This is a genomic window from Corynebacterium provencense (genome assembly GCA_900049755.1).
In the GTDB taxonomy this organism is placed as follows: Bacteria; Actinomycetota; Actinomycetes; order Mycobacteriales; family Mycobacteriaceae; genus Corynebacterium; species Corynebacterium neomassiliense.
The window spans coordinates 19177-31452 of record LT160593.1 but is presented as its reverse complement, the minus strand read 5'-3'; the positions used below and the strand labels follow the sequence as shown (position 1 = coordinate 31452).

Annotated in this window: 13 protein-coding genes; 6 read left to right on the top strand and 7 right to left on the bottom strand. The window is 66.6% G+C overall.

From position 1 onward, the window contains the following. The first annotated feature begins 284 nt into the window (after positions 1-284). Positions 285-1241, top strand: coding sequence for an LCP family protein (locus BN3906_RS06655; protein WP_261796888.1), 957 nt, complete (start codon positions 285-287; stop codon positions 1239-1241). Between the two features lie 110 nt (positions 1242-1351). Here the strand turns inward: BN3906_RS06655 and tpx are convergent, their stop codons facing one another. The 3 genes from tpx to BN3906_RS06640 form a co-directional block, all read right to left on the bottom strand. Then, positions 1352-1846, bottom strand: coding sequence for a thiol peroxidase (tpx, locus tag BN3906_RS06650; protein ID WP_066586352.1), 495 nt, complete (start codon positions 1844-1846; stop codon positions 1352-1354). Between the two features lie 90 nt (positions 1847-1936). Then, on the bottom strand, positions 1937-2875 hold the full coding sequence (locus BN3906_RS06645; RefSeq protein ID WP_066586345.1) for a DUF5926 family protein: 939 nt from the start codon (positions 2873-2875) through the stop codon (positions 1937-1939). A 76-nt stretch (positions 2876-2951) separates the two neighbouring features. Further along, entirely contained in the window at positions 2952-3734 is a 783-nt protein-coding gene (locus BN3906_RS06640; protein ID WP_066589350.1) for a glycerophosphodiester phosphodiesterase, read from the bottom strand. A gap of 24 nt (positions 3735-3758) precedes the next feature. Here BN3906_RS06640 and BN3906_RS06635 point away from each other — a divergent pair, with 24 nt between their 5' ends. The 3 genes from BN3906_RS06635 to ybaK all read left to right on the top strand — a co-directional run bounded on the left by BN3906_RS06635 (position 3759) and on the right by ybaK (position 6178). Beyond that, positions 3759-4685, top strand: coding sequence for a patatin-like phospholipase family protein (locus tag BN3906_RS06635; protein ID WP_261796887.1), 927 nt, complete (start codon positions 3759-3761; stop codon positions 4683-4685). A gap of 221 nt (positions 4686-4906) precedes the next feature. Then, complete coding sequence (locus BN3906_RS06630) at positions 4907-5512, top strand: superoxide dismutase (RefSeq protein WP_066586342.1); 606 nt, start codon at positions 4907-4909, stop codon at positions 5510-5512. Between the two features lie 126 nt (positions 5513-5638). Next, positions 5639-6178 carry a Cys-tRNA(Pro) deacylase gene (gene ybaK / locus BN3906_RS06625; protein ID WP_066589344.1) on the top strand — a complete coding sequence of 180 codons (540 nt, stop codon included), beginning with the start codon at positions 5639-5641 and terminating at the stop codon, positions 6176-6178. 87 nt (positions 6179-6265) lie between these two features. Here the strand turns inward: ybaK and msrA are convergent, their stop codons facing one another. Further along, positions 6266-6967, bottom strand: a complete 702-nt coding sequence (gene msrA, locus BN3906_RS06620) for a peptide-methionine (S)-S-oxide reductase MsrA (RefSeq protein WP_066586339.1) — start codon at positions 6965-6967, stop codon at positions 6266-6268. Then, on the bottom strand, positions 6943-8778 hold the full coding sequence (locus BN3906_RS06615; RefSeq protein ID WP_261796886.1) for a hypothetical protein: 1836 nt from the start codon (positions 8776-8778) through the stop codon (positions 6943-6945). The genes msrA and BN3906_RS06615 overlap by 25 nt, the downstream gene beginning before the upstream one ends. 91 nt (positions 8779-8869) lie before the next feature. Here BN3906_RS06615 and BN3906_RS06610 point away from each other — a divergent pair, with 91 nt between their 5' ends. Both BN3906_RS06610 and BN3906_RS06605 read left to right on the top strand, forming a co-directional pair. Then, positions 8870-9520, top strand: a complete 651-nt coding sequence (locus BN3906_RS06610; protein WP_066589340.1) for a DUF6474 family protein — start codon at positions 8870-8872, stop codon at positions 9518-9520. A gap of 150 nt (positions 9521-9670) precedes the next feature. Next, on the top strand, positions 9671-10033 hold the full coding sequence (locus BN3906_RS06605) for a histone-like nucleoid-structuring protein Lsr2 (protein WP_066586336.1): 363 nt from the start codon (positions 9671-9673) through the stop codon (positions 10031-10033). 186 nt (positions 10034-10219) lie between these two features. On the opposite strand, the gene BN3906_RS06600 is transcribed toward BN3906_RS06605, so the two are convergent. Together BN3906_RS06600 and BN3906_RS06595 are read right to left on the bottom strand one after the other, a co-directional pair. After that, positions 10220-10915, bottom strand: a complete 696-nt coding sequence (locus BN3906_RS06600; RefSeq protein ID WP_066586335.1) for a response regulator transcription factor — start codon at positions 10913-10915, stop codon at positions 10220-10222. Next, entirely contained in the window at positions 10912-12159 is a 1248-nt protein-coding gene (locus BN3906_RS06595) for a sensor histidine kinase (protein ID WP_066586333.1), read from the bottom strand. The genes BN3906_RS06600 and BN3906_RS06595 overlap by 4 nt, the downstream gene beginning before the upstream one ends. Positions 12160-12276 lie beyond the last annotated feature (117 nt).

The window sequence follows — 12276 nt, the reverse complement described above, 5'->3', positions numbered from 1 at the left end:
CCGCAGGGCGTACGAGCTTGCGCCGGCTCGGCTCACTGTCCGCCAGCACGTTGTTCTCGTTGTGCTTTGTCGTCCTGGCCCCCCCGGACGTCCACTGTCTTTTATTTTATACACCGCAGGATGGTTAAAGAGGACACCCCCGGCACGGCGGGGCGCGGCCCCAGCCCCCGCCGCAGGACGCCCCGCGGCAGGCGTACCGCCCCGACCACATGTCACCGGTGGAGAACCGGAGACCTGTCGAAGCTCCTCCCCGCCGGCAGGACCGGCCGTCCGGCCCTCCGCCCGTGCAGTGGCCGGGCTCCGCCCCCGGCCGGAAACGCCGACGCCGCCGACCCCGGCTGCGTCGGATCCTCGGCGTCATCCTCGCCGTGGTGGTCGTACTCGGAGTGGGCACCGCCTGGTGGGTCGATTCCCACCTCAACCGGATCGAGGCACTGACCTCCTACGACGGCCGCCCAGGGAACACGAGCGGGACAAACTGGCTGCTCGTCGGGTCGGACTCGCGCGCCGGCCTGTCCGAGGAGGACGGCGAAAGGTACGCTGCCGGAGACCTTTCCGAGGGCGGCCAACGTACGGACACGATCATTGTCGTCCACGTGCCGGCGCTGGGCGGGCGGCCGACGATGGTGTCCATCCCACGGGACTCCTACGTGGAGGTCCCCGGCTACGGCATGGACAAGATCAACGCCGCCTTCTCCTACGGTGGCCCGCAGCTGCTGCAGCAGACGATCGAGCAGAACACGGGGATGCGTATCGACCACTACATGGAGATCGGGTTCGGAGGGTTCGCCGGGATAGTGGACGCCGTAGGCGGCGTCACACTCTGCCCGAAGGAGCCGATCTCTGACCCGATGGCTGGACTTGACGTCCAGGCCGGCTGCCAGAAGATGGACGGCCCGACCGCCCTGGGATACGTGAGGACGCGCTACACCTCGGACAACGGTGACCTGGACCGGGTGGAGAGACAGCGGGAGTTCCTCTCCGCCGTGATCCGCCAGGCAGGATCATTCTCGACGATCATCAACCCGTTCCGGTCGCTGCCGCTGGTAAATTCGCTGACGGACGCTGTCACCGTGGACACCCGGGACCACGTGTGGCACCTGGCGTCCCTGGGCCTGGGACTGCTGCGCGGCTCCGACCAGCAGACGGTGCCGGTCAGCGGGTTCGCCGACACCGACGCCGGGTCGGTGGTGCTGTGGGACGACGGTGCCGCCGAGGACCTGTTCCGGAAGATGCGCTGATCCGCCGGACGGTGGGTCCGACGGGCGCCTACCGGGCGTGTCCACCCCCGGTGGAAACGGCCCCGGTGGGGACGGCCACGTCACGGAGAGCAGGAGAGACCCGTACGGGGTCAGAGAACGGCGAGCGCCGCGTCGTAGTCGGGCTCGGTGGTGATCTCGGGCACCAGACTGCTGTAGAGCACCGTACCGTCGGTGTCGATGACGACAACGGCGCGGGCCAGGACCCCTGCCAGCGGGGAATCGAGGAGACGGACCCCGTAGTCCTCGCTGAACGACGAGCGGAAGGCGGACGTCGGGATCACCTTGTCGATACCCTCGGCAGCGCAGAAGCGACCCAGCGCGAAAGGCAGGTCCTTCGACACCGAGACGACCACGGTGTTGTCCAGGCCGGTGGCCCGCTTGTTGAACTCACGCTCCGATGCAGCGCAGACGCCGGTGTCCACGGAGGGGAAGATGTTGAGGATGACCCGCCTGCCGGCGAAGTCGCTGAGTGAGACGTCATTGAGGTCGGTGTCGACCGTGGTGAAAGCGGGTGCCTTGTCGCCGACGGCGGGAAGATCACCGACAGTGTGGGCGGGGGTTCCGGAAAATGCGGTATCAGCCATACCCCCGTTTCTACACGGAAACTCCGGGGCGCCGCCGGACTGGGACGCAGCGAGCTGAACCGAGCCGGCGCACGCCGGCGGGGAAAGCCTCTAACGGATCGTGACCTCGCGGGCGATGATCGTCTGCTTCGACTTCTGCTCCTCCGCGGTGAGCTGCGCCCCGTCGGTGGACAGTTCCTCGAGCGCTGCGGCGATCTTCGCGTCCAGCTTCTCCAGGGGCGCCGCGAACTCGACGGCGGGGACCGTGTTGTCGAGGTCGAACACGGGGACGAGCAGTCCGTGGGTACGGAAGACCCCGGCGAACCGGGTGCCTTCCCCGAGGTTGAGGTCGCCTGCGGCGTGGACTCGGGCGAGGGCAGGCAGCAGCGCCTCCTCCGCCTCGGGCCGGATCCAGCGGATGTGCGCCTTCTCACCCGGGTCAATCCACCAGGCGGATCCGGTGACCGCGACATCGACCTTCTCGGACGGCAGGACAGACTCATTGGCCTGCTGCAGGGTCTGCTGCACCTGCGGGTTGTTCTGCTGGTCCTCGGTGAGCCACCAGTTGAAGTCCTCCGCGACCTCGATGAGCGGCGTCTGGTCCCGGACCAGGAGGTCCGACAGGGCAGGTTCCGTGCCGTCGGCGACACCGGTCTCCAGGCTCGCCCCGGGGGCGGCGTCCTTCACCCAGTTCAGCGCGTAGGCGAGGTCACGGTTGGGGTTGTTGCCCCGCTGGGAGGTCTGCAGGGCTACCAGTGCCTCACCACCCTCTTCCTCGGGGCGGACGAGAGCCGCGACAGCGCCCGGCAGAACGGTGACGACACGGACAGGCCGGGGGAACCCGGCGTCCTCCACGGTTTCGGCGAGGAAGTGCGCGGAGGGGACGAACTCCTGCATCGCGACGAGGTCAGCCTCCACGGCGAAACCGTCGTAGGGACGGGGGTCGCGTTCCAGCGCCGCACGTTCAGCGGCACGACGAGCGAGTTTCGCCTGGCGCCGGCTCATTCCCGCCGGCAGGACTTCTTCGTTCTTCTTGTTCTTCTTGGCCACCCGGTCAGTCTATGTCAGCGGTGGCTGCCCCGGGGCCGGGGGCCGGTCAGCGTCCCGGGTCAGCGGGAGAACCTGGTCAGCGGGAGAACCTGGTGGCGCCACCGGCCCAGTCCCGGGCACGGTCGGGGTAGTCGGTGGCGATCCAGTGCACGCCGTGACGGCAGGCCCATTTCACGTCATCCTCCCGGTTGAGGGTGAACAGGTAGGTGTTCGCCGGCTCCCCCGTCACCGACTGAGGATCGGTGCGCATCCTGGTCACCGAGTAGCCGGGGGACTGGGCTGAGACGACCGCGTCCTCCAGACGGTGCAGCACCCGCTCGCCCCGGTAGTCCCGGTGCAGGAAGATGCGGTGGATGTCCGGGTTGATCCGGCGGAACCGTGCCAGGGAACCGGGGTCGAAGGAGATGAGGTGGACCCGGGCGCTGTCGTCCCCGTCGGCCATGCCCGCCCTGACGAGCACGGACTGGAGGGCGTTCTCGAGCTGTCCCCGTCGCTCGCCGAAAGTGCCCAGCCTCTTGGTCTCCACGAAGATCTCGGGACGGTAGCCCGGATCCCCGGCGGGGTTTCCGGCGTCACGGAGGAGGTCGAGGAGTTCTGCCAGAGTCAGTATCTGCTGCGGTCGTCCGTGGGTGCCGAAGTTCAGTTCCCGTAGTTCGGCGAGAGTTTTCCGGTTCACAGGACCGCTGCCGTCCGAGGTTCGGTCGACTGTCGGGTCATGGAGGCACACGGGAACACCGTCTGCGCTGAGCTGTATGTCGCACTCGATGCCGTCGGCATGCTGGGCGAAGGCTGTCTCGAAGGCGTCCCTGGTCATTTCGGGGTGGTGGCCGCTGGCACCGCGGTGGGCAATGATCTTCACGGCCCCTACGGTAGTCTCGGTGGCGTGGCAGATTCTTCCGCATCCCGCCGACGCTTCCACGACCCACTCCCGTCAGTGAGTGACACCGCCCTTGTCTTCGAGGGCGGGGCGATGCGTTCCGCATTCTCCTCGGCGATGGTGCAGGCACTGCTGGAAGAGGGGATCTCTTTCGACTGGACGTACGGGAACTCGGCGTCTGCGGTCCATGTGTCCACCTATCTTTCCCGTGAGCCGGAACTTGCCAGGGACTACTTCACTGTTTTCCCGGGCGATCCACTGTTCGGGGGAATTCGCCCTTTCCTCCACGGTGACGGTTTCTTCAACGCGAAGTATATTTTCGGACCGGACGCCAGGGTCGAGGACCGACGGATGGTGCCGGACTGGAACGCGATCAGGTCAAATCCCGGAGATTTCCGGATATCGGGTTTCAACGGGCAGACCGGTGAAACCGTCCACTGGTCGCGCGAGGACATGCACGGCCTCGACGATTTCCTGCTGCACGCCCGGGCGTCGGCGTCACTGCCGGTGCTCATGCCACCGACCCGTATCGGCGGGGACGCCTATTTCGACGGGGCGTTCGGCCCCACCGGAGGCATACCGGTGGATGCGGCACGCGAGAAGGAGGGGTTCGAGCGCTTTCTGGTCATCATGACCCGTACCCGCTCGTACCGTAAGGGCCCGTCCCGGTTCACCTGGGCTGTCAAAAGGATGTTTCCCCAGTACCCGGCCCTGATCGAGTCGATGCACGACCGTCACGTGCGCTACAACCGGACCCGGGACTGGATCTTCGAGCAGGAGCGGCTCGGCCGCGCGTACATTTTCGCGCCCCACCGGATGCCCCTGGGCAACGGCACACGCAAGCTCAACGAGCTCGCCGAAACCTATGAGGCCGGCCTGGCCCAGGCGCGTGAGGAAATGCCGCTCATCCGCCGGTTCCTGAACCTGCACTGACCGGTCCGGAACCCCGGGACGCCCACCTGCTGTGGTCCGGTGGACGGGCGGGAGCGGAGCTGCGGGCGACCGGGGGAATCTGTACGTCGATGTCACATTCCCTTTTCCGCGATGTTCAATTGCTTGAACTTTATTCTTCAATTAAGCAACCATTGCACGCCCGGGAATTTCGGTCCACACTGGAGCCCGTACCACACCAATTGACGAAAGGACCACAACACATGGCTGTCTACGAGCTGCCTGATCTCCCCTACGACTACGATGCACTGGAGCCGCACATTTCCGGTGAGATCATGCGTCTGCACCACGACAAGCACCACGCGACCTACGTCGCCGGTGCTAACGCCGCTCTCGAGGCGCTGGAGAAGGCGCGGGAGGAAGGTGGCAACCCGGACACGATCCGGGCTCTCTCCAAGAATCTCGCCTTCAACCTCGGTGGCCACACCAACCACTCCATCTTCTGGAAGAACCTCTCCCCGAACGGTGGCGGCAAGCCCACCGGAGAGCTGGCGGAGGCCATCGACCGCGACTTCGGCTCCTTCGAGAAGTTCCAGGCCAACTTCAACGGTGCCGCTCTGGGCCTCCAGGGCTCCGGCTGGGCCGTCCTCGGCTACGACCACATCGCTGGTCGCCTGGTCGTCCAGGAGCTGACCGACCAGCAGGGCAACACCTCGATCAACCTCACCCCCCTGCTGATGCTGGACATGTGGGAGCACGCCTTCTACCTCCAGTACAAGAACGTGAAGGCCGATTACGTGAAGGCTGTCTGGAACGTCTTCAACTGGGAGGACGTCGCCGAGCGCTACGCTGCCGCCAAGGCCAGCTAGCCCGGTAGTTTCTCCGGCCCCACACGCGGGCGTCACAGGTTTCCCCTCCGGTCACCGGGGAAGAGGACCTGCGGCGTCCGCTTCTGTGTCGGCGGCGGGTCCGCCGCCACCGCTAGGCTGGTGGCCGTGAGCAGGAAAACGAAGAATCCGCACCAGTCACACCGCAACGGTGCGACTCCCGCCGTAACCACCCTGGAGAAGGCGGGGGTGGAGTTCACGGTACGCACCTTCCACCACGACCCCGGCGTCGCCAGTTACGGTGACGAGGCGGCGGCGGCGCTGGACTTTCCTTCACAGCGGATCTGCAAGACCCTGCTCGTCGAGCTCGAGGGCGGATCCCGTGGCGGGCACATGGGAGTTGTCGTGGTCCCGGTGACCGCGATGCTCGACCTCAAGTCCGTGGCTTCCGCGTTCGCCGCGAAGAAGGCAACGATGGCGGATCCCGGCGCCGCTGAACGGTCCACGGGCTACGTCTTGGGGGGAATCAGTCCCCTCGGCCAGAAGAAACGTCTCCCCACTGTGGTGGATGCGTCGGTGACGCAGGAGCCGAGCATCCTGGTTTCGGGGGGACGCCGCGGATTTGACGTGGAACTCGCCCCCGGTGACCTGGTCAGCCTGCTCGACGCCACCGTCGCCGACGTGGGACGCCCCGATCCCCGCCACTGAAATCCCGGCCACAGAGATCCCACCCACTGAAATCCCGGCCGCTGACATTACCGCGCCGGGGCGCCGGACAGGATCCGGGCCGCGGACTCACCGGCAGGTGACTCCGGTGGCGTGCACCGGGCAGTAGCCGTCGGGATTCTTCGCGAGGTACTGCTGGTGCTCGTCCTCGGCGAGGAAGTACCTTCCGGCCGGGGTCTCCGCCAACGGCAGGATCTCCGTGGTGACGTCCCCGTATCCGGCGTCCCTGAGTCGGGCGGCGTAGGCGCCCACCACCTCCTCCGCCACCGCGGCCTGTTCGGCGGCATTGTCCCCGACGGGGTAGATCACCGACCGGTACTGTGAGCCCACGTCATTGCCCTGGCGGTCACCCTGGGTCGGGTCGTGGTTCTCCATGGCGATCTCCAGGATCTCCCGGAGCTCCACTTTCGCCGGGTCGAACACCACGTCGACCACTTCGGCGTGGCCGGTTCGTCCGGTGCAGACCTCGCGGTAGGTGGGATTCTGCGTGTACCCGCCCGCGTACCCCACCGAGGTCGACTCCACCCCGTCGATCTGCCACATCAGCTTCTCCGCCCCCCAGAAGCAGCCCAGTCCGAGGATGATGTGGTCCTGCCCCTCCTTCCACGGTCCGGTGACCGGCGTTCCGAGCACCGCGTGCGGTTTCGGGTGGGGCAGCACCGGGTGTGGTCCACCCTTGAGCGCGGTGGAGCTGTCGGGGCGTTCCACCCGGACAGGGCCCTGTGAGTTCATCGCGGCGTTCATGGTCAGGATCCGCTGCAGGAAATCCATGGCGTCCTTACCGTCCTCTCTTTTTCCCGGTACTCCAGCGGGGGGACGCCCGGGGCTCCGAGTCTGAGCCACCGGCGTACAGCCGCGGGAGCGTAACAGTCGTCCGCGTTGTACCGCTCGAGGGTACGCCGGGCACGCGACCGGGGCGCCCCGTCCCCGTCACTGCCGCCGTCCCCGTCACTGCCGCCGACGGCGATCTCGAAGAGGTCCACCGCGGCCCTTCCGTCGACGTCCTTCTGACTGAAGGTGAACCCCGCCAGCGCGGCAACCGCCTTCAGCCCCAGCGACGCATTAGCTGCCAGCGCATTCCTCACCAGCGCGAAGACATCCACCCACTCCGGTGAAGCGAGGAAGGCGTTGACTTCGGCAAGGGTCGGCATGACGATCCCCGGGGTGTACTCCCGGCCCCCGTAGCGGGAGGCGTAGGAACGCATCCAGTGGTTCTCACCCTGCTGCGAGTAGCAGTACGCGCGGAACACCCGGCCGGAGTTCCGGGCCGCCTGCCGGCGGGCCATGAGCCAGCACCAGTACCGGGCGACATGCTCACCGCCGTCCCCGTCACGGCTGAAGTCGGTGAAAGGGCGGTACCCGGTGCCGTCGAAGGTGCCCCAGAGGAACGTCCCCCGCGTCGGGTGCGCCTCCATGTCCACGTCGATCTCCACGGCGTCCCCGATTTCCCGGGCCATGGGCAGTTCCCCGTCGCCGAGGTGGTCCGGCATGCGGAAACTGTGCCCGCACCACAGTTCCGGCCTGGTGATCCACCGTTTCAGCGGACGCCGCAGATACCCGACCCCTGCCAGCCAGGCGGCCGCGAGTGCCGGGGACTCCCGGTCCACGGCGGTCACCGGGACGGCGTCCACCACCTCATGCGGGCGCTCAGCCAGTGCCGCGAGCTGGGGGAGGGTCTCGATCCCGGCGTCCCTCCAGTGGCTTCCCCGGTCACCGGGCAGCATGAGACTGATGTCCCTGCGTTCCACCAGTTCACTCCGGCAGTGGTTGTGGAACTCGCAGCCCTCGCATTCGCGCACGCGTACCGGCCGGTCCGGGACCGGAGCCTCCAGTGCCCGTTCCAGACCTGGGAGCACCCGGTCGGCGGGGATCACGACGCACCTGCTGTACCCGGCGGTACCCCCGCCGATGAAACCGACGTCACCGGACGCCAGGCCCAGCCGGTCCAGCAGGACGTGCGCGACAGCGACCTTGTACGAGTCACCGGCGTTGCTGCGGTGCCTCAGCGGGGCCCGGGCCGGCGCGCCCAGCCCCAGCGCGACGACATCCACCACACGGACGCCGTTGTCCGGACTCCCCGCCGTACCGTTTCCGCCGGACGCCCCGGGCACCGTCGCCGACCCCGTCTTCAACCTGGCTGCCACGGTGTGTGCCGTGACGGTGACCGGCATGTACGCGGTCGCCTCGCCCAGGCCCGCCCCGGTGTCTGTCCGCACCAGCAGGTCAACGTCGCAGGCCAGGGCGCCGTCCGACAGGCGGGCACCGGTGATCAGGCGGACGCCGGCCGCCAGTGCCTCGAGAGTCTGCTCTTCGGCGGTACCGTCGTCGACGACGTCCACCCGGCTGAGGCGCACCCGGTCCCCCAACCGTTCCCTGACCGGCAGCGCATTCCACACCGCCTCCCGCCGCAGCTGTGCCCGCTGCCGGTGCGAGTACCTTTCCGCCAGCGCGGACGCAGACAGTTCGGGACGGATGCGGCCGGACGCCGCGGCGCGCAGCAGCACACTGCGACGCCGACACCCGGTGAGGTCGAGAGGGGTCACCGGAATTGCCGCGGAGTCGGCCGGGAGGTGGTTCGTCACAATAGCTGTCATCCTATTGGCTAGAGTGGTCCACCAGAAACCGGAGAACCGGGGCAGCATCAGCCCCGTAACGGCAGAGGAGACGGTGCACATGGGAGTTTTCGGTACGCTGCGGCGGCGACGCCTGGAAAAGAAAGCTGCATTCAAGGCCGCGAAAGTGCAGGCCAGGGAGACTGCACGGGCGACCGCGAAGCAGGACAGGGCCCGGGAGAAGTACCTGCGCAGAACAGCGGGGAAAATCAGGACCCTGGAGGCCAGGTCCGCGAAAAGGCAGGACCGCAGGGACCTGGAAACTGCGAAAGCTCTGGTGGCCCGGGCGAAGTCGAGGACCGTCACCCCGGGGAAGATTCTCGGGTGGGTCGGAGCCGCACGTGTACTGGTCCCCGTCGCCGCTCCACTGGCCTACCGGGCCCTGACGACACTGGTGCAGCGATCCGGCAGCAACGGTGCCGGCCCGCTCTCCGGTGCCACGACGGACGGCCTCGGGGCCGCGGGGACCGATCCCACGGGTCCGGGTGCCGTGCAGCGTGCCCGCATCGCCGACCTGCGCAACAGGATCGGAGCGCGCAATGTCCCGGATGCGGTGCGGAAGAAGATCTCGGCGAAGCTGTCGTCTCTGGAATCAACCCTGGATTCGGTGTACGCACGGGAAACGGGGAATGACGCCCAGAAAACGGCCGATGCCGTGACCACTGAACTTGATCAGCTGGACAGGCAACTCGCTGAGGTTGACAGGGGGTAGATCCCGACGAATAATTTCAAACCCCTCCCCATTCAGAGAATTGACAGGGACTCTTTCCCCCAGAAGCCGTCATATCCGCTATACTCTGCAGACGAGAGGCACACAGTTACTCACTGTCATCCATCTTCCTACTCTGCAAAGGAATACATCATGGCACGCCGTGAAATCACCCAGTTCTTCGACGATCTCGACGGAACCGCACTCAGCTCCGACGAAGTCAACGTCGTCGAGTTCTCCTACGCGGGTTCCGACTACACCCTGGACCTTTCCGAGGAGAATGCCCTCAAGTTCGCCTCTGATCTGGAGCCCTACCTGAAGGTCGCGACCAAGGTCACCAAGCAGCGTGCACCGCGTGGCCGTTCCACGTCGACCGGCGCCCAGAAGTCCGACCCGGGCCGAAACCGTCGCATCCGCGAATGGGCCCGTAACAACGGGCACAATGTCTCGGCACGCGGCCAGATCTCCCACGAGATCATCGCCGCATACGAAGAGGCAAATCCCACCGACCGCTGACAACATTGTCTGCCCCCATTTCCGGGGGCGGACTGCTGTGTACCGCGGAGTTGCCGGAACCTGGTCGCCCTACCACCCGTGCCGCGATCAGCGAGTTCGACAGCGCATCGTTCAGTGTCCGACTCAGAGCCCAGCTCCAGTGCCCGACTCAGAGCCCAGCTCCAGTGCCCGACTCTAGTGTCCGACTCAGAGCATTCCGGATTCACGGGCAACCGCCACCGCCGACGTGCGGGAGCGGACCCCGAGTTTCGCGTTAATGTGCACGAGATGCGATTTGACCGTCGCCTCGGAAAGAAACAGAGCCGCACCTATCTCACGGTTGCTCCGACCCTGCGCGACCAGCTGGAGAACCTCAAGTTCCCGTGATGTGAGAGAGTTACCCGGATCCTCTTCCCGGTGCATAAGACGGGACGCCACCGAACCAGACATCGCGGTCGTCCCCGTCGCCGCAGCACGGACAGCGGCGACAAGTTCCGCCGGTGGGGCGTCTTTCAGCAGATAACCCACGGCACCTGCCTCAATAGCCCCGAGAATATCGACGTCGGTGTCATAGTTGGTCACGACGAGAACATTCGGAGGGTCCGGAAGCGCCCTGATCCGTGCAGTCGCCTTAGCTCCCGTCTCCAGTTCCCGCCCACTGGGCCCCGGACCGAACCGCAGGTCCATCAGAACCACGTCAATCCCGACGTCCGGGAATGCGGCCGGCCCGGCGGAACTGCCCGACCGTTCAGACCGGACCCGGTTCCGGTTCTCCACGGCCCGGACCGCCTCGTCAGCAGTCTCTGCCTCGCCGACGATGGTGATGTCATCCGCACTGTCCAGGACCGCTCTGAGCCCCATACGGACGATCGCATGGTCATCTGCCAGAAGTACACCGATCACTGCCTGTCTCCTGTCCTGTCGGGCTTGGCTCCACGAGGCACACTGACGACCACGGCCGTGCCCTGCCCCGGCGAAGACTCAACTTCCAGTGTCCCGCCGATGCTCCGGGCGCGGTGACGCATCGCGGACATCCCGATGTGACCTTCCCCGGCTCTCTCAACGCTACGACCCTCAACCTCTGCGGGGTCGAAACCGGAGCCGTCATCGACGATGTCCAGCCTGACGGAAGCCGGCTCGACGGTGAGGGTGATCCGCGCCCTCGCGGCACCCGAATGCTGCCTCACGTTGGAGACCGCGGACTGCGCGATCCTCAGCAGACCGGCCTCAACCTTCATCGGCAGTTCCGGGCAGCTGTCGTCCGCGGCGTCCTCGATATCCACCGTCACCTCCAGGCCGTCCCCGCTGGCGGACGCCGCCAGTCTCCGCAACGCCTCCGGAAACGAACTCCCCTGCAGGTCGTCCGGCTGCAGTGCAGCGATGATCGCCCGGGTCTCACGGAGACTCTGGGCGGCGGTGTCGCGGGCCAGGATCATCCTGGGCAGAGCGGGGGAATCCTCCGGGATCTCCCGCTCTGCGGCATGGAGCAGGAGCTGGATGCTCGACAGTCCCTGCGCGACCGTGTCATGGATCTCGTGGGCCAGCCTCTCCCTCTCCGTGATGATGCCCGCCTGACGCTCAGATTCGGCGAGCAGACCCCGTGTCCGGACAAGTTCGTCGATGAGCTGACGGCGACTCTCGCTGACGGCGGAGAGACTCTGGACCACCGCGGCGATGGCGATGGCGGCCACACCGGACAACACCGGGCCGAGTATCGCACCTGTACTGGGACCGGCTACCGCCGCCGACAGCACCACTGCCAGCGCCGTGACGACACCGGTCACCACCGCACCCCAGGGGGACGGCAGGAGCAGGAGGTAGAGGACAAACAGGACCAGTGCCAGATAAGTCGCCGTCGCCTCCTCCGACGCCAGTGCGATCCACAGCAGCGTCAGCACAGTCAGCCACCCGTAGCGGTGGGGGGAGTTCGACGGGAAGGGTCTTGCGAAGACAGTCGCAGCTACCACGGCGAAAGGTACCGCCAGGAGGACGACAAGGGTTGATGAACCGTCGTCACGTCTCAGGGCCACCCACACGGCGACTGCCAGCAGGGTACCGGTGGCGACGGCCAGTGATCCCCGGATCACCACGGAATCACGGAAGGCTCCCGGTCCCGTCCCCCCTGCGGGGACGCTCGCTGGTTTCATGAGGTTACCGTAGCCTGTCCGGGGCACCCCGGAGAAGAGAGCACGGCAAGGATCAGATGGTGTACATCGTCTGAACCGGTCTGAACACAGTTGAACAGTCGTGACTGCTACGCAAAA

What these genes read in the sequence shown, in the direction of transcription:
- tpx (WP_066586352.1), bottom strand. Translation starts at nt 1,846, where the DNA reads ATGGCTGATACCGCATTTTCCGGAACCCCCGCCCACACTGTCGGTGAT.
- msrA (WP_066586339.1), bottom strand. Translation starts at nt 6,967, where the DNA reads ATGGATTTCCTGCAGCGGATCCTGACCATGAACGCCGCGATGAACTCA.
- BN3906_RS06610 (WP_066589340.1), top strand. Translation starts at nt 8,870, where the DNA reads ATGGGAGTTTTCGGTACGCTGCGGCGGCGACGCCTGGAAAAGAAAGCT.
- BN3906_RS06595 (WP_066586333.1), bottom strand. Translation starts at nt 12,159, where the DNA reads ATGAAACCAGCGAGCGTCCCCGCAGGGGGGACGGGACCGGGAGCCTTC.
- BN3906_RS06630 (WP_066586342.1), top strand. Translation starts at nt 4,907, where the DNA reads ATGGCTGTCTACGAGCTGCCTGATCTCCCCTACGACTACGATGCACTG.
- BN3906_RS06605 (WP_066586336.1), top strand. Translation starts at nt 9,671, where the DNA reads ATGGCACGCCGTGAAATCACCCAGTTCTTCGACGATCTCGACGGAACC.